This is a genomic window from Streptomyces sp. NBC_01451 (assembly GCF_036227485.1).
GTDB lineage: Bacteria > Actinomycetota > Actinomycetes > Streptomycetales > Streptomycetaceae > Streptomyces.
In genome coordinates, this window is record NZ_CP109479.1 from 10,127,011 (window position 1) to 10,147,462 (window position 20,452).

Genomic DNA, 20,452 nt, shown 5'->3' on the forward strand with positions numbered 1-20,452 from the left:
GGGGCCGCCTTGGAGGAGGGTGTGTCATGGCGGAAGCCGCAGTCCCTACGATCACGCCGACGGTGCCGGCCGGTGGTCCGGTGGATGTGAGGCGCCCGTATTTCGTGGGGATCGGCGGCCTGGGCATGCTGCCGGTGGCGCGGGTGTGTGCCGAGCGGGGATACATGGTGTCGGGCAGTGATGTCCGGGTGTCGGAGGGGCTGGAGGAACTGGTCCGCTGTGGTGTGGTGGTGCACACCGGGCACGCGGCCGGGCAGGTCCCGGCGGACGCGACCGCGGTCGTGTTCACGCATGGAGTGGGTGAGGACCATCCCGAGATCGCACAGGCGCGCCGGCGCGGTATCCCGCTGGTGCACCGGTCGGCGGTGCTGAACGCGTTGATGGCGGCCGACCGTGCGGTGGTGGCGGTGCTGGGGACGCACGGGAGGACAAGTACGTCGGGGATGCTGGCGTTCTCGCTCGCCCGCATGGGGCAGGAGCCCTCGTACGTGCTGGGTGGCGACCTTGATGTGCCGGGCAGTGGCGGATGTGCGGGCAGGGGTGGTTTCTTCGTCGCGGAGGTCGACGAGTCGGACCGCACTCATATCGGTGTGCGGATGGGCGTGGCGGTGATCACGAGCATCGGGCACGGCCACGTGGAGAACTATGCCGCGGCGGTCGACCACGTCGGCGCCTACGAGCGGTGTGTCCGTACCGGTCTGGACGTGCACGGCACGCTGGTGCTGAGCGCCGACGATCCCGGATGCCGGGAACTCGCCTCCCGGCTGGCCGCGCGGGGGGACGGGCCCCGGAGGGTGACGTTCGGCCTCTCGTCGTCCGCGGACTGGCGGGTGAGTGAGGCGGTCAGTACGGGCGGGAGCACCACGGCGGTGCTGCACGGTCCGCGGGGTAGGGAGTTCGATCTCGTGCTGCGGGTGCCCGGCGTCCACCAGCTCCTGAACGCCGCCGCGGCCGTCGCCACCCTGCACACCCTGGGCCAGGAGGGCGACCTGGCCGTGGAGGCCCTGGGCTGCTTCGACGGTGTGCGGCGGCGTATGACGCTGTCGGGGGAGGCGGCCGGGGTGCTGGTCTTCGACTCCTACGCCCATCATCCCGACGAGGTGGGCGTGGATCTGGCTGCCGCGCGCTGCCTGGTGGAGGCCGGCGGCCGGGTGATCGTGGTGTTCCAGTCGCCTGGCCAGGCCCGGCTGGACATGTTCGGCGATGCCTTCGCGAAGGCGCTGGCCGGCTGTGACCGGGTGGTGCTGACGGACAGTGGTCAGGGCGTCGTCGCCGGGGCGCTGGAGGCGCTGGCCGCCCGCATCACCGGTGCGGGCGGCAGCGCGGGGCATGTGGTGCCCGACCGGGCGCAGGCCGTGGTGTCCGCTGCCGATGGGGCGCGGTCGGGTGATGTGGTGATCCTGATGGGGACCGGTGACATCGTCGAGTCGGGGCCGCTGCTGCGGGCCGCGCTGGCCCCCGCCGCGGCCTAGGCGCCGGTGGGATGGGGGCTGGGCTGGAGCAGCGCGTCGGCGAGCTGCTGCAGCTGGACGTCCCGGCCGGCTTTGATCAGGACGACGTCGCCGGAGCGCAGGGTGTTGCGCAACAGGTCCAGGGCGGTGTCCTGGTCGGGCAGGTGGAGGGCTGTCCCGCCGCTGCTGCGCACGCCGTCCTGCATCCATCCGGCTTCGTCCTCTCCCACCAGGATGATCTGGTCCAGGTCCCGTTCGGCGGCGTGGCGGCCGATCTCCTCGTGGGAGGTGCGCGCGTCGTCGCCGAGTTCGTTCATCCGGCCCAGGACGGCGATGGAGCGCTGGTCGCGTCCGCCGGTCATGGAGGCGAGTGCGTTCAGGGCGTGGCGCATCGAGTGGGGGTTGGCGTTGTAGGCGTCGTTGACGATCGTGACGCCGTCGGCGCGGGTGGTCGTCTCCATCCGCCACCGGGAGCGCGGGAGGGCCTGGGACAGGCGTGCGGCGCTCTCCTGCACGCGGAGTCCGGCTTCGCGGGCGACGGCGGCGGCGGCCAGGCTGTTGGGAACCTGTACGTCGCCGGCGGACTGGAGGTGGACGGGGGCGCTGCCCTCGGGGGCGGTGAGGGTGTAGGAGGCCCGGCCCTGACCGTCGGTGGTGACGTCGACGGCGCGGACGGTGGCCTGTTCGCTCAGCCCGTAGGTGACGACCCTGCCCCGGGTGCGCAGGCGGATGGCTGCGGTGAAGTCGTCGTCGGCGTTCAGGACGGCGAGTCCGTCGGGCTGGAGGGCTTCGACGATCTCGCCCGTGGCCTGGGCGATGTTCTGCCGGCTGCCGAACTCGCCGAGGTGTGCGGTGCCGACGTTGGTGATGACGCTGATGTCCGGCGGGGCGATCCAGGTGAGGTCCCGGATGTCGCCGATGTGGCGGGCTCCCATCTCCAGGACGAGGTAGTCGGTGGTCTTGTCGCCCAGGGTGATGGTCAGCGGCAGGCCGGTCTCGTTGTTGAAGGACTGCGGGGTGCAGACCACGGTGCCGGGCAGCACCTGGGCGATGAAGTCCTTCGTGCTTGTCTTGCCGGCCGAGCCGGTGACGGCCACCACCGTGGCGGTGGCCAGGGGGTCGTGGAGGAGGGCGCGGCCGAGGCGTGCGAACGCGGTCAGGACATCCTCGACGACGATCGCGGGGAAGCCCACGGGCCGGGTGACGAGGGCCGCGACCGCACCGCCTGCGATGGCGGCCTCGACGTAGTCATGGCCATCGGTGTACTGGCCCTTCAGCGCGACGAACAAGGCTCCGGGGACGATCTCGCGGGAGTCGACGCGGGCGGGCTGCGTGACCTGGGCCTTGCGGTCGAGGACATTGGCGAGCCGGCCGCCGACGACGGCGGCGATGCTGGTCAAGGACATGGGATGCAACGCGATTCTCCCTGCTCAGGTGGTGGGTTGGGACGCTGCCGGGCGGGCCGTGGAGGGCCGGGCAGCCGGCAGCCGTACGGTGCGGCGCAGGTCGGGCCGGACACCGCGTCCGGCGAAGAAGTCCCCGAAGCGGTCCAGGGACAGGACCGGGGCCAGGGTCTGGGGGATGGTGTCTGGGACGGGGTGCGCAAGACGACCTGTCCCGTCCGTGTGGCCGATGGCCAGGACGCGGTGGCCGCCGCGCCGCTCCGGATCGTGTGCGGGCGGGCGGGTCTTCTTGGCGACGCAGGCCGTCACCAGGTGCCCCTCGCCCAGGAGTCCGGGGAGGCGGTGGAGGTCCGGCTCGGGGGGCACGGCGGCCGGCATGCGGGAGGTGTCTGCCGCACAGGCGGCGGACGGCCGGTGGACCAGCCCCATTTTTGGCCGTCCCGCCGCGCTGCTGGACGCAGCCGCCGAAGCGGCGGGCCCCGGCGGGGAGTTCGTACAGGACGGGGGCGTTGCCGTCGCGGTGCAGGAACGCCATGCCGTCCGTCACCGTCGGCGCCCCCCGGTGAACAAGCTGCGCGGTCTGCCCGGCCAGGTCCGGAGGTCTGGATGCCGTCCCGCACGGTGAGGCAGTTGTGGGTCGCTGAACCGTCGCCCGATCCCGGCAGCGGAGGCGGCTGCTGTGCGTCGACTCGGACGGAGCAGCGCGGGAAGGCGGGCGCAGTGGATGTATCAGGCGGACGCGGAACCGGAGGCGTCGGCCGGAGGCGGCCGGGCACAAAGACGTTCATGCAGGTCGGCACCATGGGTCCTGTCCAGAAGTGATGGGTTGTGCCGGGCCGGGCCGGGCCGCTTGGCTCTTGGCCCGCCCCCCCCGGCCGTCACGGGCCCGGGGGAGCGAAGGGTGCTGGTGTCCTGTCGTCGGGCGGGGAACCCCCATTCCCGCTCGACGGCAAGGGGCCCGCGCACGGTGATGCGGATTTCACGGGGGTGCCGTGCGCGGGGGTTGTCAGACGGCTGTCGGGTCGGGCTCGATGTGCCGCAGGTGGTCGGCGAAGCGCACCGACCACGGAATGTGCCCTGTCTCGTCCTGGGGGGCGGGTCTGGGTCTGTGCTCGCGCAGGGCGGCTTGGGCCAGGCGCAGGCGCTGGACTTCGCCGGTGCCGGCGGGTGCGTAGGTGGTCTGCATGTCACGGAAGACCCGGGAGATCTCGCCGGAGGTGTCGAGGCTGTTCGCGCCGTGCAGTTCCATCGCGTCCCGGCCGGAGTCGCGGGCCGCTTCGTGGCCGAAGGTCTTGGCGGTGATGAGCTGGTCGTCGCAGTCCGTGCCGTGGTCGAGCATGTCGACGGCGTGGTAGGTGAGGATCCGGGCGGTGTGCAGGCGGGCCGTCATCGCGCCGACACGGTCGCGTACGACGCCGATGTCGCAGAGCGTTCCCTGGTAGCGGGGCCGGCTGGCGGTGTACCGGGTGGTGAGGTCGAGGGCCGCTTCGTGCAGGCCGAGGGAGAGGGCCGTGAGGTTGGGCCGTCCGTAGAGGATGCTGCTGGACTGGGCGACGGCCAGGCCCCCTCCGACCTCGCCGAGAACGTTCTCCGGGGGGAGGCGTACGCGGTCGAATCCGAGCCCGCCGAAGCCGAAGCCGCGCAGGCCGAACGCGCCGACGTACCGGTTGGCGCAGACGCCTCTGCGCTCGCCGGCGACGAGGAAGGCGGTCAGGGCCTGGGAGGTGCGGGTGCCGGGCGGTGCGGTACGGGCGACCACGACATGGATGTCGGCGATCTGGCTGTTCCCGATGTGTGCCTTCGTGCCGGTGAGGATCCACGCTTTGCCGTCCCACTCGGCTGTGGTGGTCATGCCGCCGATGTGGCCGCCCTGGTCGGGTTCGGTGACGGCGATCGACAGCAGCACGCTGCCGTCGGCGACGCCCGGGAGGAGTTCCGCACGCTGTCGTTCGGTGCCGAAGTGGAGCAGGGCGGCGACGGGGATCAGGCTGGCCTGGAGGATCGCCGCGGCGGCGGCGGATACCCGGGCAAGGCGGTGGATGAGGATGGACTTGGCCACATGCCCGGCCTGCATGCCGCCGTACGCCTTGGGCACGGTGACGCCGAACCAGCCGCGGGCGGCCAGGAGCCGGGCCACCTTCCGGTCGACATAGCGGGCGCTTTCCATGTGGGTCACCCGGGGGCGGATCTCCTCGTCGGCGAAGGCGTCGACGTCCTCCCACAGGGCCTGGTGGCGGGGGGTGAGGAACGTGTCGAGCACGCGGGGCGCGCGGGGTGTGCTGGATGCGGACATGAACGTCCCCTTTCCCTGATGGGCTCACATGACGGCTGAGGCCGGCTGCACGCGGGGGTGCGCGGGCAGTTGCTACGTCAGGGGGCAGGCGGGGTGACGATCTGGAGCGTGTCGGCTGCGGTGCGCGCGGTGTCCTTGACGATGGCCAGGACCCGTCTCGCGTCATGGAGGGTGCGCGGTTCGGGGTCGATGATGCAGACCGTGAGCAGGGCGAGGCCGGTGTGCGCGTCGATGACGGGGCTGCCGAAGTAGCTCTGGATGCCGATGGCGTCGACGACGAGGTTGCTGGCGAACCGCGGGGAGGCGGCCACATTCGGCAGAGGCAGCGACAGCTTGCGCCGGACGACCTCGGGGCACCATCCGTGACTGCGGCTCATGGTGCGGCCCACGATGGGATAGCCGGCGTCGCGGGGCGGGTTGCGCAGGCCGAGAAAGGTCTGCTGCGCGCCGAACGCGTTCACCATGGCGTAGAGGAAGTCGGCACGCTCGCCCATGTCGTGGGCGATCTCGTCCAGTACCTCGACGCCCTCCGTCCCGATGCCCAGCTGCTCGAACCTGGTCAGGCGGGTGGCCATCTGGGCGGCTTCGGTCTGCGGGTCGTCGGTGAAGGTCTCGATCCGGTGGTGCACGGCGTGGAGCGCCGGGACGTGCGGAGCGGGGCTCGGGTGGCTGGGGGTGGAGGTCATCTCGCGTCCAAGAGGGCTGAGTCGTCGGTGGCCAGGGCCAGTGCGTGTCTGATCAGGGTGAGCAGGACGCCGGCCACGGAATGGGGGTTGCGGGCATCGCAGAAGATCACGGGGATGTTGTCGCCTACGTCGAAGGCTTCGCGGATCTCGGGCAGGGTGCGCGGGGCAGCCCCGGGGAAGCGGTTGACGGCGATGACGAAGGGCAGGCCGAGCTGTTCGAAGAAGTCGGCTGCCGGGTAGCTGCTCTCCAGGCGGCGGGTGTCGGCCAGGACCACGGCGCCGAAGGCCCCCGCGGAGAGGTCGTGCCACAGGTTCCAGAACCGCGGCTGTCCCGGAGTGCCGAAGAGGTACAGCTCCAGGTGTTCAGGGTCGTCCCAGCCGACACGGCCGAAATCGAAGGCGACCGTCGTGGTCGTCTTGGCCTCGACACCGTCCAGACTGTCGGTGGCCGCGCTGTGCGCGGTGAGGACTTCTTCGGTTCTCAACGGCTTGATGTCGCTGATGGCGCCGATCGCGGTGGTCTTGCCGACGCCGAATCCTCCGGCGACAACCAGCTTCAGGGCTGTGCGCCCGGCAGGCTGAGGGAACTGCGTCACAGGTGTCACCCGGCCTTCGCTACCGCGTCGGGGAACTTGGTCTTGAGGAAGGCGCTGAGGGATTCCAGGAGCTGAAGGTCGGAGCGGTCGCCCGGCGTCTGCGGGACGGGCACCATCAGGGCGCCCGCATCGATCAGGTCGGAGACGAGAATCTTCACCGCGGTGACGTGCACACCGGTGGTGCCGGCCACTTCCGCGAGGGGACGCCGCCGTTGGCGGCACAGTCCGATGATCTGGGCGCTTTCCGGCGAGAGCCCGGGAGCGGGCTGACGGCGGCCGGGTCCGAGCACGGTCTGGAGGTTCAGGTGGTGTCGGGGACGGGTGCGGCCGTCGGTCAGCGTGTAGAGCCGGACGATGCCCGACGTGTCGTCTCCAGCCCTGGGTAAGGGCTCCTGTGGTGGCCGGGAGGTCATGACGCAGCCTCACCATCGGCATCCCGGTCACGGACGAGCGTGGTCATGAACGGCGCGAACCGTGACACCAGCCGCCCGATCTCGAACGCGACGGCGCCGATGTTCGCGTCCGTGGCGACCAGCACGACCAGCACCGTGGCGACAGTCTTCCCGCTCTGGTGGAACGTGCTGCCGACGCCGGCATTGGTGACGAGGAACATGACGTCTTCCCGTTCCAGCAGGATCTGCTGCGCCGGCACCTGCTTGCCCGTGGGCCCGGTGACGCCCTTGGCCAGCCCCGACATTCCCGAGAACGTGGCGGCCAGTTCGTCGGCCCAGTCGGGGTCCATGTGAGAGGAGAACACCTGCTTCAAGCCGTCGCGTGAGCCCAGCAAGGCGTGGCTGACACCGACCGTGCCCGCCACGAAGTCGTCGAGCAGGCGCGTCATCTGCCCCTTGACCGCATCGGGGGAAGCCGCGGGGGCCACTGCACCGGTCATGTCGTAAGTCATCGTCGATTCGCTCCATGCGAAGTTGCGGGGAAGTACAAGGTCAGGGCTGGCTGATCGGGGGCGCGCCAGGGGCGGGCTCGGCGCCCAGCCCGGCGCGCAGGCCCGTCCGCCAGTCGCCCCCGGCACGGGGATTCGCGGCCTGGGCCGGCACTTCAGCCTGCGCAGCGGTGCCGGCAACGGGTCTGCGCACACGCCTGCGCTTCGGCAACGGAGCCGTATCGCCTGCGCCGCCCGCGTTCACGGGAGGGCTGCCCTGCGCCGGACGGACGAACTGCTCTACGGCGCCCGTCCGCTCGGGCTGCGAAGCGGCAACCGGCTCCGGCGCCGCAGAGATCGTGACGGCGGCGACAGCAGGGGTGACCGGGACGAGGTAGCGGGCCGGAACCAAGACGTGGGCGGTGGTCCCGCCCATCGGGTTCATCGTCAGCCACACCGACAGGCCGTACTTCTCGGCAATCTTCGCACTGGTGATCAGACCCAGGCGCCCCGCCCGGACCTGGCCCGCGACATCCGCCTGCCCGGGGTGCGCCAGGAGACGATTCAGCATCTCCCGCTGCTCCGGCTCCATCAGCAAAGTCGCCTTGTCCTCGACCTCGACCAGCAGACCGTGCGCCACCTGCTGCGCACGGACGACGACATGGGTCGCCGGATCGGAGTGCTCCAGACCGTTGTCGATCAGCTCGGCGAGCAGATGCGCCACATCGGGATGCACATGCGCCGGCAGCGCGAACGCGTCACCGACTTCACCCACCGCGATCTTGACGCGCGGATACCTGACCACCTCGGACTTCGTGCCGCGCAGCACCGTGACGACCTCGACGGGAGCGCGCATCTCGCGAAGGTACTGACTGCCCAGCACCACGGAGACGCTCTCCACCATGCGGCGCAGCCGCATCGCGAGATGGTCGATCTTGAAGCTCCAGTCAAGGAGTTCCGGGTCCTCGGTCGCGTTCTGCAGGCCGCTCAGATTCTCCAGCATCTCGCCGATCAGACTGTGCTGGCGCCGGGACAAAGTCCGATGCATCTCCACCAGCACCGCCGCCTGAGACTCGTCATGCACCCGTATCAGGGAGCCCGCCCCCTGCGTCTTCAGGTTCCCGATCAGCTCGATGACCTTGTCGAGCATGTCGCCGCCCGCCGCCTGCGGATCCTCCGGGAGCGGGGGCCGGGCACCCCGGCACAGCTCATGTGCCGTCCAGACCATGGTCTGCTCAGCGGCATGCGCGGCCTCCGCGACCCGCTGGAACTCGGCGTCGCGATGGCCCTGGAGAGAGGCCGCCACCGCCTGTACCCGGATGACGCCGACGAGCGCCGCGATGAGCACGCCGCCACCCAGAGCGCTCGCAAACTGGGTGAACGTGAACCGGAACCCCCACGCGGCCAGAACGGACACGCTCCACACGCCAACGATGCACACCAGCGGCGCGACCAGCACACCGGCGACCTCATCGAGGAGGTAGCGATCCACACGGGGGCGGCGGCCCCGTCTACGGCGGTGCGTGACCTGCCGAGCGGGAGACACGCGGTCAGACATGGGATTCCTCAACAGTCCGTTCCAGCAAGAGGGCAAGAAGAGGGACAAGCGGTCGGCTCGTTCCTCCTCAGAAGGGGAGGGAGCACCAGGTCGTCGTACCGTCGAGGCTGACGCCCCAGTCGTCGGCGATGGAGGCAACGAGGAACAGGCCACGGCCGTCCTCATCGTCGAGAGCGGCGTTGCCCAGCACGGGAAGGTCGTGAGACCCATCCCTCACCTCGATCAGGAGGTGACTAGCCGTGAGGTACAGGCGTACCCCGACATCACCGCAGCCGTGCTTGAACGCGTTGGTGACCAGTTCGGTAGCCAGTAGCTCGGCAGACTCAGTGAGGTCGGGCAGGCGCCAGTACTTCAGCCCGGCCCGGATGATGAGGCGTACCCGAGATGGCACAGCTCTGTCAGCTATCGCGATGGCGCCGGCCGTGGAGCCACTTCCGCGGGCAAAGGACATATCAAATCCGGTGTACACGCGGAGGCTAGGAGGGATTCGGGGCTCCGTCCGGACAATGGTCGCAGTCGGTGTCATGCCGAACCCTCCGTATATCCGGAGGCTCCGGACGCCTGACACGTCACCACTCGCTCGACGTGGCAAGCCACGGCGGCGGGGATCAACCGTTCCATCCCCCGTACCTTGACGAGGAAGACTGCGATGCGCTGCTTCTCCGGCTTCACGGGAGGGAGCTCCTTGGTTCGGCGGACACGACGTAGGTGTGGGCCTGCTATTCCGAATCCGTCAACGCTTGGGCCGAGAAAACAGGCATCAGGCCTCACCTTGAGGTGTTGCCATCCGTGTTCTTGAGCGCCTCGAATGCGGTACCCCTACCGTTCCAATCAAGGCAGTTGTCGTCACGGGCGCCCGTGACCAACTTTTCTGGACACGCGCCTCTACGCCGACCAGGGACAATCCCACTTTCTAGACAACCAGTTGGGCTGTCGCTACCTGATGTTCCAGGTCACGCCCACCAAATCGAGCGATGCCGCAGTTACCGTTAGGCCACCACACTGCACAGGGAGCACGCCCATGAACTCCCCTTTGAAGCCCGGTTCCAAGGCAGACCGGGAGGCCCTCCGGCAAGGCATGGTTGCCGTCGGATGCCCCCTCGCGGATATCGCTATCGAGATGCGCACCCGCTTCAGGATGCGTCCCAGAGAAGCGTGGCGGCATTCCCACGGCTGGACGCTTCAGGAGGCAGCGGATCGAATCACTCAGGCGAGTATCGGACGCCCCGGTGAATCCGTCGCCGCTGACGCATCCCTTGTGGGCAAGTGGGAGAAGTGGCCAGGCCCTTCCTCACGCCGTCCTAGTCTCTCGGTCCTCTTCGCCATGGCAGAAGCCTTCTCGTGCCGCGTGGCGGACTTGTTGGACCTGGAGGACCGGCACGCGCTCCCCAAAGGGGACTTACACCTGCTCGCCCATCGTCCAACAACCGTCGAGACGCCGGCCCTGTCGTCTGCCGTTCCCCCGCCTGCGCCGACCGGGACCGACCTCGTCCGTCTCGCCGCCGATGAGTCCGCCACGTGGGCGCAATGGGCGGAGGCCACAAACGTCGGCGACATCGCCCTTGAGCAACTGATGGCCGAAGCACGGGCGCTCGCCTCGGACTACCTCACGTCCGAGCCCATCGCGCTCTTCGTCCGAACCCGAGCATTACGCGATCGCGTCTTCGCTCTCCTCGAAGGCCACCAGTACCCCCGCCAGTCGACTGACCTGTACGTCGCGGCCGGTTACCTCTGCGGGCTCCTGGCATGGATGTCCTCCGACTTGGGACAGTTGCGCGATGCGGATACTCAAGGCCGCACGGCGTGGCTGTGCGCTGAGCTCGGAGGGCACAACGACCTACGCGCTTGGGTGCTTTCGACGCGCTCGAAGGTGGCCTTCTGGGACGGACGCCTACGGGAAGCGATCAACTTCGCCCGTCACGGCGCCACCTACCGCACAACTGGCTCGGTGGCAGTGCTCCTCGCCTGCCAGGAAGCTGATGCCTGGTCCGAACTGGGTGCCCAGGACAAGGCCTTGGCGGCGCTTTTCCATGCCGAACAGGCGCGCGCCGCTATGAGCGGCGGAGACGAGATCGGGGGCATCTTCGCCTGTCAGCCCGCACGGCAGGAGAACTATGCCGCCGCCGTCCAGCTGCGTATCGGGCGCCCCGCCGATGCCCTGAGATCCGCAGACAACGCCCTCGCACTCTTGGCTGTACAGCCAGTTAGGGCGTACGGCACCGAGGCGCAGATCCACATCAGCCGAGCCGCGGCCCACCTCGCGAATGGCGAAGCCGACGGCGCCCTCGAAGCCCTCGTACCTGTCCTCGCACTTCCGCCGGACCACCGCCTGGAGCCCGTCACCCGCCGGCTCAATGAACTGTGCGTGAGTATCGGGCACCCCCGCACCAGCGGCACCGCTGCTGTCGGGCTGCGTCAAGCTCTCGAAGAGTTCTGCGTGGACTCCGCTCCACGGCATCTGGCACTCTCGCCAGGGGAAGGCTCTGCCTGATTTGATTTCAGACATGACGACTCAACCCGAGACCATGCGGAACCACTGGTGGTGGCGGCCGGGCTGGACCGTGGGCCGCCGTTTCTATACCTGGCACCTAACATTCGAAGGCCAGGACGACGTGCACCGGCTCGCCGCCGAGTACCGTTCCGCACTCGCACCTCTCGGAGACACTCTGACCGCAATCCCCGACCAATGGCTGCACCTGACGATGCAAGGCATCGGCTTCGTCGGTGACACCAAGGAGCAGGATGTCCACAGCATCGTGGATGCAGCCCACACTCGTCTGGCCGCCGTTCCGGCTTTCGACGTCCAGATCGGGCCAGCGGTACTGGACTCCGAGGCAGTGCTCCTGCATGTCCACCCCGACGGCCCTGCCCGAGCTGTCAGAAACGCCATCCGAAAAGCCATCGGGGACGTTCTCGGTGAGGTCCCCGAGAAGGCTGAGGGCTTCACACCACATGTCTCGGTGGCCTACAGCGCCGGAGACGGGCCCGCTGAGCCGGTCGCGCGGATTCTCGCTGACCTCAACCTCACGCCGGCGCAGGCTCGCATCACCACCGCAGAGCTCATCCTGATCCACCGAGACAATCAGATGTACGAGTGGGAATCCTTTGCGAAGGTTCCTCTGGGCTGAAGTTCCGCTGCCGATCGGGGTCTTGCAGCCCACGGCGGCGTTTCGAGGCCCCGTGCCGTACAAGCGAGGGCTTCGCGACGATGGTGCGGGACCCGATGCGCCAGTAGAGGGGCGTCGATATCCCCTCGGTCCGACGGGCGTGACTTTAGGCTGTTCTTCGTCGTACGGCACGGAACACGCTTGTGGCGATGGGTGGTTCGTTCGCACTGCCCGGGTCGTGGATGGCGTCGGTGTGGGTGGTGTCGAAGCCGTGTTCGTCGCAGAGCTTGTGCCATACCGGGGTGTCGAGGACCCAGCGCAGCATGGTGGCCGGTGTGCCGTCCGGCCGGCGGGTGGAGATCTCGGCGGGCCGGGGCTCCGTCGCGGGAGGGTGGCCGTTGCGGTGGTGCGCGAGGGTGGAGAAGACGAGCAGTCCGCCGGGCCGCAGTCCTTCGGCGATCGCCGGCAGCAGGGTGTGGGGGTCGGTGAAATCCAGGGCGCCGAAGACGCAGTACGCGACATCGAACGCGCCGGGGTGCTGGGCCATGTACGTGGCTGCGTCGGCATGGACCAGGTCGAGGCGGGAGATGTTCCCGAAGCGTTCACGGCCGCGAGCGTGCTGGGCGGGGTCGTGGTCGACGGCCACCACGCGGGCGGGCTGGTGGGTGTGGGCGAGGTAGGCGGCCTGTCGCCCGGAGCCGGCGCCGAGTTCCACCACGGCCTTGTCCGTGAGGTCGCGGAGGAGTTCCGGACCGGGTTCCGCGCGCTGGTACCAGTCCCAGTGGAAGCGGTCCACGATGGCGTGCGGGCTGTCTGCGGCGGCCGTTGAGGACGGGGAGAGCGTCACGGCCCCATCCTGGCGGGCGTTGAGTGATCGCCGAGGCTATCCCGCCCGATTCACCCGCAGGGCGGGCCCGGCCGCTGTACGGGCAACGGTCGGGCCCGCCCCCGCAAGAGCGGGCCCGCCAGGGGTGTGGGGCAGTGGCTGTCGCTGCCCGGGTGGCAGGGACTGCACTTGGCGGCGTCCGCCTGCCACAGCGGGAGGTCGACCTCGAAGCCGTGCGCCGCGATCTGGTGCGCGGTGCGCACGACCGACCTGTCGGTCTTCATGCCGACGAGCGGCACGTGGTGCAGGAACACGCCATCGTTGTACCGGTCGCACAGCTCGGCGTACGCCACGGTGTCCAGGATGACCGTGTGGACGCCGATGTCGACGATGTGACCGGGGCCTATTGCCTGTCCCCTGCCGCGGCTGGCCATGGCGGTGAGCATGTACGCGTACGCCTGGCCGAGGACGCGTGTGGCCATGACGTCGTCGTAGGGGTAGTCGCGCATCAGGAGCGCGACCTGTTTGTTCCACAGCTCCGGGGTGATGTGCGAGTGCGGGTCCGTGAACGGGGACGACTCCGGTCCGGCGGCCGGTGCAGGAGCGGGGGTCTCCAGGGCGGTAGCCATGTCTGTTGTCCTCCTTCTGCGGGCCCCGCGGGGTTTAGGGGAAGGTCACCACCCTGCGGAGCGCCGTGGTGGTCAACTCTCAGGCTGTGCAAGCGGTTTGCAGATCGGCACTCCGAACGGGTGGGATTGGCGGTTCGCGTGGCGAGTTGTGAGACGACTTCTCTAGGCTGCGGCGGCATGAAGGGGCGGCGTCCGGCGACCGCCTCACGAAGACGGCGCGGGAGAGCATGGGTGGAGCCTTACAGCAGGCACGGCAAGTTGGTGCGGGACCGGATTCCGCAGATCATCCGGGAAGCCGGGGCCGAGCCGGTCACCTATACAGCTGGCCGGGAGGAACACCGCAGTCGGCTGAGGGACAAGCTCGGCGAGGAGGTCGCCGAGTTCCTTGGGGCGGATAAGGACTCGGCGCCGGAGGAACTCGCGGACGTGCTGGAGGTCGTGCGCGCGCTCGCTGCGGACCTGGGGGTCGGCGCGGATCAGATGGAGAAGATCCGTGAGACCAAGGCGAGTGAGCGGGGCGGCTTCGCCGACCGGATCGTTTGGACGGGCAACCGCTGACCGCAAGCCGTCCCCATCGAAGAGTTGGTGCACGACTTCGTGCACAACGGTGTACGCGACTGGGGACGTTGGTTGGTATGCGATTCACGTCCGGGGCTTTGCCAGGACGGCATGGCAGACCCCGGGCAGCGGAAGCACGGGGCACCGGGGGAGTGTAAAAGTGACACACCCGGCCTTGGCACGGGGGTGACCTCACTGTCATTAAACGGAACGATCAGGCCACGCTTGCCTGGATCAGAACGTTCCTTGACGGTGGAGGGCTTGCCAGCGGCGTTCGAAGTTGCTGTGGTGTTTTTCGAGGTCGTGTGTGTGGATGGGCTGTTTGTACTGCGCTGTGATGCCGTGCTGCGCGAGGTCCTTGGCGACGCGGTCGGGGGCTGGATGGTCATCGATGGCTCGGTGCTGGGCCCAGATGGTGTAGATCCGGAACTGAAGGAAGTAGCGGGCCAGTGTCTTTGCTCTGAGGGGCTGGTTTTCGCGGTCCAGGATCCCCTGGCTGGCGAGATACGCCGACAGCTCGGTCGCGTCTGGCTCTGTCTTGTGCTGTTGCTGGAGGTCCTGCCAGGCCAGGTAGTAGCGGTCGACAGGCGTGAGGCTGCGCGGAGGGGGTGTTGTCTTCTTATCAGGCGTCAACTCGCCCGGCGGAATCACGGTGTTGGGTTCTGTTTCCTGGCCGGAACGCGGGGCCTGCACATTTCGCGGAGGAGGCACGGCGTCTGCGGAGTGTCCGGGGCGGAGTGCTTCTGCGGCTTCCGGGGCCGGGGAATTGGAGCTGAAAGCCGCTTGATGCGGAGAGGTGTGCAGGGCAGGCGGTTCTTCATCCCACTCCCATTCCTCGTCTCCGTGGGTGTACTCCTCCAGGTCGTATCCGGGGTCGTAGCCGCCCTCTTGTAGCAGATCGTCGGACCACAGGCTTGCGTCCGGCCCCGGGTGTTGAACATGTTCCGGCTGCTCGGGGGGTTCGTTGTCATCCAGGTCTGGACGCTGTTCGCCGGCAGGTGCCGTCTCGTTGCGTACGGCCGGTGCCGCCTCGGGGGTCCGACTGCTCGCGGGCGCGTCTGCCGACTGCGGGGCGGGGGGCGGCAGTACGGGCCCGATGCCCGCCGCGGCGAGGCCCGAGGGGGCGCTCTCTGTGAGGGGGATGCCGTAGCGGGCCAGGCGCAGGGGCATCAGGGATGCCACCGGGGCCTTGCGGCGCCAGCCGCGGCCGAAGCGGGCGTGGAGGCGGGCCTGGTAGACGAGACGTTCCTGCTCCAGCTTGATGACCTGGTCGTAGGAGCGCAGTTCCCACAGCTTCATGCGGCGCCAGAGGAGGAACGTGGGGAGGGGGGCCAGGAGCCAGCGGGTGAGGCGGACGCCTTCCATGTGCTTGTCGGCGGTGATGTCCGCGATGCGGCCGATGGCGTGCCGGGCGGCCTCCACCGAGACCACGAACAGCACCGGGATGACGGCGTGCATGCCCACGCCCAGCGGGTCGGGCCAGGCCGCCGCGCCGTTGAACGCGATCGTCGCCATGGTCAGCAGCCATGCCGTCTGGCGCAGGAGCGGGAACGGGATCCGGATCCAGGTGAGGAGGAGGTCCAGGGCGAGCAGGACGCAGATGCCCGCGTCGATGCCGATCGGGAAGACGTACGCGAAGGTGCCGAAGCCCTTCGTGAGGGCCAGTTCGCGGACGGCGGCGTACGAACCCGCGAAGCCGATCCCGGCGATGACGACCGCACCGGCGACGGCCACGCCGATCAGAGCCCGGTGTGCGCGGGTGACGGCTCGGTCTGTGCTGCGGGCGCGGCGGGAAGCGGTCCGGCATCCGGGTCCGGCCCGCTGTGCCTGGAGGGCCGGCGGGGCTGCGGCGCGGTGTCCTGGGGGAGCCGGGCGATGCTCATACGTTCTCGACGGGGGTGGGACGGGCCGGTGTGAGGAGTTCGTTGATGAGATGCTCGGTGGCCGCCTCCATTGAACAGTCCAGCGCCCGGTTGATCTGCTGTACGCGGGTGATGGCGGTGTGCAGGCCCTGCCGGTTGCCGGCCGCGTGCTCGATCCGCAGCCAGTCCCGGTAGAGCAGCTCTGCGGTGTCGTCGACGTCGAGGGCGGTCGCGATGGCCTGGCGGGCCGTGCTGAGGTCGTGGTGGGGGCCTGCGGGGGTGCGGTGGGTGGCCACGGTGTGCGCGACGTCGATGATGCGTGTGATCATTTCCTGTTGGTTGGGCTCGGCCCAGGGCAGGGGTTTTCCCCCGAAGGGGCGGCCCCGTACCAGTGTCAGTGCTTTCTCCAGGTCGGTCAGTCCCGCCGGCCCCAGTGGCAGGGCGCGTTCGGTGAGCTGCAGGAAGCGGTTCCAGTCGCAGCGCACGCCGGGGGCCAGCCGGTAGGGGTCGTCGCCGGAACGGCGGCGCGGCACATAGGGGTGGCCGGCGGGATCGTTGCCCAGGGAGCGGCGCAGGCCTTGCAGCCGGGCGTTGAGGGTGCTGGACGACCAGGGGCTGGCGGGGTCCATGTCGGAGCACAGCGCGTCCGCGCTGCGCCCGGGCCGGAAGAACAGCAGGGCGGCGAGCTGGGCCATGCGGGGACCGTGGCCGGTGCTGTCCACGCCGGTCACCTCGACCGGGCCCAGGACGCGGATCTCCGGCGCGTGCAGGTCATGTGCCTGGCGCTGTTCGGCCTCCGGCCTCATGCCGTCCTCGCTGGAGTCCTTGTCGTCGTCGGCCGCCGTGGTCTTCTCGCTGGCAGGGGCCTGTCCGGCTGCCGGGGGTGCTGCTTGGCCGTCGCGGCCAGGCGCGGCGCCGGCCTCCGACGGTGTCGTGGCGGCCGGCAGGAGGCGCAGTCCGGACGGATCTGTGGTGGCGGCGAGCAGGGCCGGGAACACCCCGCCGCGTACGTCTGTCACCGCTGTCGGTGAGGGACGTGCGGCAGCGGGGGTGGGCTGCTGCGGCGCGGGCTGTTCGCACTGCCGCATCCCGTCGGGCTCGTCCGGGACCTCCTGCCAGGGGCCTTCGGCCGGGTGGGGCGGCTGCCCGGACACCTTCAGCGCCGTGGTGATCTGAACGTACGCGGCGTGTTCCAGGCGCTGCACCGTGATGGCGGTGCCGGCGTGGTTGAGGTTCTGCGGCCGGCTGAGGGACGCGTTGAGGATCTCCGCGTCGGGGAAGTGGGAGGCTGCTGAACTGGCGGGTGCGATCAGCGTGACGGGGACGCTGCCGGACTTGTCGATGACCTCGGCGAACTGCCAGGCGGTGTCCGCGTCCAGGGGGGACGCGCACAACAGCAGATACGGCTGATGCCGGGTTTCGGGCAGCTGGTGTGCTTCCAGCAGCCGTTCGCTCAGATCACGCAGCGCGTGGGTGGCCTTGCGCATGTGGGCGATCCGTGTGGTGGGCAGCAGCTGCGGCAGGTCCTCGCCGAACCCGATGGTGACGACCTCGACGTCGCTCGCCCACGGGCTCATCCCGATCTCCAGAGCAAGTGACGTGCACACCTCGGTGATGTGGACCGGGTTGCCGTCCAGGAGCAGCGCGGGCACGTGCGCGAGGTTGAGCAGGAGCAGGCTGTCCGTTTCGGTGCTGCCGATGGCCGGGCCGCCCGCAGCGGCGGGGGAGGCAGGACAGGGTCCGCAGGCTGTGGGGACAGCTGGTGGGCCAGGGTCCGCAGAGCGATGTCGAGGCGGGCCGCTCCGCTCGGCTCGGCGGTGGCCGCCAACTGGGCCTCGGCCGGAGAAGTTTCCGATGCGATGGCGATCTTCTCGCCGGGTTTGCGGCGTCGGCGCTGCAGCGTCCTACGCAGGGCGAGGGCGCCGGTGATGGCGGCGGCCAAGAGCGCGCCGGCGCCGAAAACCGTGCGCAGGTTCAGCGGGCTACTGGCCGGAGCCGTCGCAGGGGGCTCGGACGCCGTGGTCGCAGAGGATGCGCCAGAGCCGGACGATTCCGCCGTCGAAGGGGGCGCTGTAGAGGACGAGACGCTGGCACCGGGCCGGGGCGTCACGGAAGCCGGTGTAGAAGGCAACGCCTGCTCCTGTCCGGGCTGCTGGGCCGGACGGCTCGCTGGTGTGCTGGGGGCTGACGACTCTGGTGCGGGCGCGGTGGTCAGGCTCGGTACGGGCGCCTGCTCTTCCCCGTTGCCGCCGCCCGGCTCCTGCCCGGCATCGGGCTTGTGGGGTGCCGGGGGAGCGGTCTCCTGGCGGGCCCGCTCATCGCCCTGGTCGCGATCATTGGACGGCCCGTCGGGCTGGACACCAGGCACCGTGACCTGCTGCCCCGCGTAGATGACGTCCGGGTCGGCGATGGCGGGCAGGCCGCCCGGCTGCCGCGTGCCCCGGCTGGCCTCGAACAGCTGCGGCCACGCGTCACCGTCCCCGAGCTCCTCCTGCGCGATCTTCGACAGGAAGTCGCCCGGCTGGACCGTGACCACGTGCGCGGTGTGCTCCCCGGCAGCCGCAGCGCTGTCACCCGACTGCGGACGAACACCTCCCGCGGCACCGGAGGTAGCGGGCATCTCCAGCTGCCAGCCGGGCTGCAGAAAGCTGTTCGCGCGGAAGACTTGGCCGTCCGTCATGGTCCGGCCCTCGTTCAGGCCGGCGATCTCCCGCCACCGCTCACCGTCCCCCAACTCCCGCTCGGCGATGCCCCACAGACTCTCCGCGGGCCGCGTCTCGCGCACCGTGTACGACGTGCGGGACGCTGACGTACCCGCGGCGGACGCCGAGGCTTGTTCGGCTTCGGTGACCTGCGGGGCTTTTGTCACTTGGCCGGGGACGCGGGATGCGGTGGTGTCCGGCGCGGCCTGCGCGTCGGACGCCAGAGCCGAACTGGTGGGCAGCAGGACCAGGATGCTGCCGATCAGAAGAGCGGCGGCCCGCTGCGACTTCTCATTTTGGTGTCACCGGTGGTTCTCAGCTGGATGTCATGCATCTCTACTGGTCGAAGCGCAGAGTTGGTGACATCAAGTGAGAAGTCTTGGTGACATCGCGTGAGAATTCCCAGCGCACTGAGATGAGAAGGCCATAGGAGTGGCTCTCTGACCTGCCGTTTTGTGCTTTGACCTTGCTAGGTGAGAGCCGTGCGTGGTGGCCGAGAAGTCTGATCCTCAAGGACCGTCGCTGGGTGAATGAACCCGAGCGCTGTGACCGGGCATTGCAGGTTGCTGTGTCCGTCGGCTGGCCGATCGGCTATCACCGTCCTGCTGAGGGCTGGGACCGAGTGGGAGCACGTAAGCATGGTGCTCCGACGGTTCGTCCGTAGTGTTACTGAGATTCCGTGCGTGATGTCGCGCGACGCGGAGTCTCTGAGCTGGGAATCTCGTCGACCGTCCGGCGACATGACGCCGAGATCATCAGTAGACCCCCACCCAGGTGGGGAAGACATCGTCCTCGTCGTCGTGATCATGATCCAGAAGGAGAGACCCCCACGTGTGTGGGGAAGGCACCCGGATCATGTAGTCACCGCCTTGGTAGAGCGAGAGACCCCCAGGTGTGTGGGGAAGGCGGGCCGATCTTGGGAATGGAGGCCTGTGGATAGGAGAGACCCCCAGATGTGTGGGGAAGGCTCTTACTGGCCAGCGGGCTTGAAGATCGACAGACTATTTTTTGCTTACTTTACACGGGCTGGCTGTGCCGGTGAGGGGGTGTTGGCGTAGATACCGAGCAGTTGTTCGGCGTGCCGGGGGAGTGGTCTTGGCGGACCACAGGCTCTTGGCCCTATGTCACAACGAGGCGCTCTCCTTGCTTATAGAGGGGAGCGCGGCGTGACGGACGCCGCCGTGGAAACCGGGGGTGGGGTATGGATCCCTTGACGGCAACGGCCGCGGCGGGAGTCGCCGCGAGCGTGTACATTCTGCGCCTTGGCCATCGTTGGATCAGGCTCCGCGCGCAGATCCGGCGTGTGGAGCTCCACCAGCAAGGGCTGTCGGAACGCGCCCGGTCGCTGCCGCCGGGCAGCCGCCTCATCGAGAAGACGGCGCATCACGACGTCGATATTTTGATCGGCAGCACGGCTGCCGCCCGGCCCGCGAGGTGATGCGCGACATGACCATCGAACAGTCGCCCCCGCCTGTCCGTGCTACGGCCGCAGAGGCCCCGCCGAAGCCTGCCCTCATCCGGCGCGATGACTTCAATGCCTTCTACACACGGGAGATGAGCGCGGTCACGGTGTTCCTGATGCACCAGGGTGCCACCGCCTACGAAGCGGCCGACGCCGCCCACGAGGCCATGACCAAACTCCTGCCGGACCTGTGGCAAACATTGGATCACCCCCGGACCTGGTTACGGGTTACTGCCCGTTCCCGAGCCGAGCAGCGAGTCCGCGCACGCGTAACGCCACCGAGCGAAAGGGAATGCCGACTCGGCTAGGAACTGGTCGCCCGCCCCGTCGAAGTGGAATACCGCTGACAGGTCGTCAAGGTGCATCCGCAGGGCCCGGGTGGCTGCCCGTAGACGCAGAGTCGTGTGATCTGCCTCCCGGCCGTCAGGGCGTCCGCTGT

Annotated in this window: 21 protein-coding genes; 7 read left to right on the forward strand and 14 right to left on the reverse strand. The window is 69.1% G+C overall.

Annotation, left to right across the window (positions count from 1 at the left end):
* The first annotated feature begins 26 nt into the window (after positions 1-26).
* Positions 27-1,472, forward strand: coding sequence for a UDP-N-acetylmuramate--L-alanine ligase (locus OG595_RS44635; protein WP_329266697.1), 1,446 nt, complete (start codon positions 27-29; stop codon positions 1,470-1,472).
* On the opposite strand, the gene OG595_RS44640 is transcribed toward OG595_RS44635, so the two are convergent.
* Both OG595_RS44640 and OG595_RS44645 read right to left on the reverse strand, forming a co-directional pair.
* Complete coding sequence (locus tag OG595_RS44640) at positions 1,469-2,857, reverse strand: UDP-N-acetylmuramoyl-tripeptide--D-alanyl-D-alanine ligase (RefSeq protein WP_329266695.1); 1,389 nt, start codon at positions 2,855-2,857, stop codon at positions 1,469-1,471. The two genes, OG595_RS44635 and OG595_RS44640, sit on opposite strands and share 4 nt — an antisense overlap.
* Before the next feature lie 24 nt (positions 2,858-2,881).
* On the reverse strand, positions 2,882-3,232 hold the full coding sequence (locus tag OG595_RS44645; protein ID WP_329266694.1) for a hypothetical protein: 351 nt from the start codon (positions 3,230-3,232) through the stop codon (positions 2,882-2,884).
* On the opposite strand from OG595_RS44645, the gene OG595_RS44650 reads away from it, so the two are divergent.
* Positions 3,231-3,479: a hypothetical protein gene (locus tag OG595_RS44650; protein ID WP_329266693.1), complete on the forward strand. Its 249-nt coding sequence runs from the start codon at positions 3,231-3,233 to the stop codon at positions 3,477-3,479. The two genes, OG595_RS44645 and OG595_RS44650, sit on opposite strands and share 2 nt — an antisense overlap.
* Positions 3,480-3,860: 381 nt before the next feature.
* Here OG595_RS44650 and OG595_RS44655 read toward each other — a convergent pair whose 3' ends face one another.
* The 7 genes from OG595_RS44655 to OG595_RS44685 form a co-directional block, all read right to left on the reverse strand.
* Positions 3,861-5,147, reverse strand: a complete 1,287-nt coding sequence (locus tag OG595_RS44655; RefSeq protein ID WP_329266692.1) for an acyl-CoA dehydrogenase family protein — start codon at positions 5,145-5,147, stop codon at positions 3,861-3,863.
* A 77-nt stretch (positions 5,148-5,224) separates the two neighbouring features.
* Positions 5,225-5,833 carry a GAF domain-containing protein gene (locus tag OG595_RS44660; protein ID WP_329266690.1) on the reverse strand — a complete coding sequence of 203 codons (609 nt, stop codon included), beginning with the start codon at positions 5,831-5,833 and terminating at the stop codon, positions 5,225-5,227.
* Positions 5,830-6,429 (reverse strand): GTP-binding protein, encoded by a 600-nt coding sequence (locus OG595_RS44665; RefSeq protein ID WP_329266688.1) that lies wholly within the window; start codon positions 6,427-6,429, stop codon positions 5,830-5,832. The genes OG595_RS44660 and OG595_RS44665 overlap by 4 nt, the downstream gene beginning before the upstream one ends.
* Positions 6,430-6,434: 5 nt before the next feature.
* On the reverse strand, positions 6,435-6,842 hold the full coding sequence (locus OG595_RS44670; RefSeq protein ID WP_329266686.1) for a DUF742 domain-containing protein: 408 nt from the start codon (positions 6,840-6,842) through the stop codon (positions 6,435-6,437).
* Entirely contained in the window at positions 6,839-7,333 is a 495-nt protein-coding gene (locus OG595_RS44675) for a roadblock/LC7 domain-containing protein (protein WP_329266684.1), read from the reverse strand. Before OG595_RS44675 ends, OG595_RS44670 begins: the two co-directional genes overlap by 4 nt.
* Positions 7,334-7,373: 40 nt before the next feature.
* Complete coding sequence (locus tag OG595_RS44680; RefSeq protein ID WP_329266683.1) at positions 7,374-8,801, reverse strand: sensor histidine kinase; 1,428 nt, start codon at positions 8,799-8,801, stop codon at positions 7,374-7,376.
* 133 nt (positions 8,802-8,934) lie between these two features.
* Positions 8,935-9,258 (reverse strand): ATP-binding protein, encoded by a 324-nt coding sequence (locus OG595_RS44685; RefSeq protein ID WP_329266681.1) that lies wholly within the window; start codon positions 9,256-9,258, stop codon positions 8,935-8,937.
* A gap of 933 nt (positions 9,259-10,191) precedes the next feature.
* Between OG595_RS44685 and OG595_RS44690 the strand changes: the two genes are divergently transcribed.
* The gene (locus tag OG595_RS44690; protein ID WP_329266679.1) at positions 10,192-11,358 is read left to right on the forward strand and encodes an XRE family transcriptional regulator; all 1,167 of its coding nucleotides are present in this window, start codon (positions 10,192-10,194) and stop codon (positions 11,356-11,358) included.
* Positions 11,359-11,371: 13 nt separating this feature from the next.
* Positions 11,372-11,995 carry a 2'-5' RNA ligase family protein gene (locus tag OG595_RS44695; RefSeq protein WP_329266678.1) on the forward strand — a complete coding sequence of 208 codons (624 nt, stop codon included), beginning with the start codon at positions 11,372-11,374 and terminating at the stop codon, positions 11,993-11,995.
* A 145-nt stretch (positions 11,996-12,140) separates the two neighbouring features.
* Here OG595_RS44695 and OG595_RS44700 read toward each other — a convergent pair whose 3' ends face one another.
* Complete coding sequence (locus tag OG595_RS44700) at positions 12,141-12,821, reverse strand: class I SAM-dependent methyltransferase (protein ID WP_329266677.1); 681 nt, start codon at positions 12,819-12,821, stop codon at positions 12,141-12,143.
* Between the two features lie 50 nt (positions 12,822-12,871).
* Entirely contained in the window at positions 12,872-13,429 is a 558-nt protein-coding gene (locus tag OG595_RS44705; RefSeq protein WP_329266676.1) for a glycine-rich domain-containing protein, read from the reverse strand.
* A gap of 231 nt (positions 13,430-13,660) precedes the next feature.
* On the opposite strand from OG595_RS44705, the gene OG595_RS44710 reads away from it, so the two are divergent.
* The gene (locus tag OG595_RS44710; protein WP_329266674.1) at positions 13,661-13,987 is read left to right on the forward strand and encodes a nucleoside triphosphate pyrophosphohydrolase; all 327 of its coding nucleotides are present in this window, start codon (positions 13,661-13,663) and stop codon (positions 13,985-13,987) included.
* A gap of 234 nt (positions 13,988-14,221) precedes the next feature.
* Here OG595_RS44710 and OG595_RS44715 read toward each other — a convergent pair whose 3' ends face one another.
* The 3 genes from OG595_RS44715 to OG595_RS44725 form a co-directional block, all read right to left on the reverse strand.
* The gene (locus OG595_RS44715; protein ID WP_329266672.1) at positions 14,222-15,721 is read right to left on the reverse strand and encodes a DUF2637 domain-containing protein; all 1,500 of its coding nucleotides are present in this window, start codon (positions 15,719-15,721) and stop codon (positions 14,222-14,224) included.
* Between the two features lie 145 nt (positions 15,722-15,866).
* Positions 15,867-17,501: an AfsR/SARP family transcriptional regulator gene (locus tag OG595_RS44720; protein ID WP_329266670.1), complete on the reverse strand. Its 1,635-nt coding sequence runs from the start codon at positions 17,499-17,501 to the stop codon at positions 15,867-15,869.
* On the reverse strand, positions 17,423-18,718 hold the full coding sequence (locus tag OG595_RS44725; protein ID WP_329266669.1) for a LysM peptidoglycan-binding domain-containing protein: 1,296 nt from the start codon (positions 18,716-18,718) through the stop codon (positions 17,423-17,425). The genes OG595_RS44720 and OG595_RS44725 overlap by 79 nt, the downstream gene beginning before the upstream one ends.
* Before the next feature lie 1,034 nt (positions 18,719-19,752).
* Between OG595_RS44725 and OG595_RS44730 the strand changes: the two genes are divergently transcribed.
* Positions 19,753-19,989: a hypothetical protein gene (locus OG595_RS44730; RefSeq protein ID WP_329266668.1), complete on the forward strand. Its 237-nt coding sequence runs from the start codon at positions 19,753-19,755 to the stop codon at positions 19,987-19,989.
* 8 nt (positions 19,990-19,997) lie between these two features.
* Positions 19,998-20,321 carry a hypothetical protein gene (locus OG595_RS44735; RefSeq protein ID WP_329266667.1) on the forward strand — a complete coding sequence of 108 codons (324 nt, stop codon included), beginning with the start codon at positions 19,998-20,000 and terminating at the stop codon, positions 20,319-20,321.
* Positions 20,322-20,452: the final 131 nt, after the last annotated feature.

Excerpts from the sequence above, each read along its gene's own strand:
- OG595_RS44650 (WP_329266693.1), top strand. The coding sequence starts at position 3,231 with ATGCGGGAGGTGTCTGCCGCACAGGCGGCGGACGGCCGGTGGACCAGC.
- OG595_RS44695 (WP_329266678.1), top strand. The coding sequence starts at position 11,372 with ATGACGACTCAACCCGAGACCATGCGGAACCACTGGTGGTGGCGGCCG.
- OG595_RS44660 (WP_329266690.1), bottom strand. The coding sequence starts at position 5,833 with ATGACCTCCACCCCCAGCCACCCGAGCCCCGCTCCGCACGTCCCGGCG.
- OG595_RS44640 (WP_329266695.1), bottom strand. The coding sequence starts at position 2,857 with ATGTCCTTGACCAGCATCGCCGCCGTCGTCGGCGGCCGGCTCGCCAAT.
- OG595_RS44655 (WP_329266692.1), bottom strand. The coding sequence starts at position 5,147 with ATGTCCGCATCCAGCACACCCCGCGCGCCCCGCGTGCTCGACACGTTC.
- OG595_RS44705 (WP_329266676.1), bottom strand. The coding sequence starts at position 13,429 with ATGGCTACCGCCCTGGAGACCCCCGCTCCTGCACCGGCCGCCGGACCG.
- OG595_RS44675 (WP_329266684.1), bottom strand. The coding sequence starts at position 7,333 with ATGACTTACGACATGACCGGTGCAGTGGCCCCCGCGGCTTCCCCCGAT.
- OG595_RS44690 (WP_329266679.1), top strand. The coding sequence starts at position 10,192 with ATGGCAGAAGCCTTCTCGTGCCGCGTGGCGGACTTGTTGGACCTGGAG.
- OG595_RS44635 (WP_329266697.1), top strand. The coding sequence starts at position 27 with ATGGCGGAAGCCGCAGTCCCTACGATCACGCCGACGGTGCCGGCCGGT.
- OG595_RS44730 (WP_329266668.1), top strand. The coding sequence starts at position 19,753 with ATGGATCCCTTGACGGCAACGGCCGCGGCGGGAGTCGCCGCGAGCGTG.
- OG595_RS44670 (WP_329266686.1), bottom strand. The coding sequence starts at position 6,842 with ATGACCTCCCGGCCACCACAGGAGCCCTTACCCAGGGCTGGAGACGAC.
- OG595_RS44645 (WP_329266694.1), bottom strand. The coding sequence starts at position 3,232 with ATGCCGGCCGCCGTGCCCCCCGAGCCGGACCTCCACCGCCTCCCCGGA.
- OG595_RS44735 (WP_329266667.1), top strand. The coding sequence starts at position 19,998 with ATGACCATCGAACAGTCGCCCCCGCCTGTCCGTGCTACGGCCGCAGAG.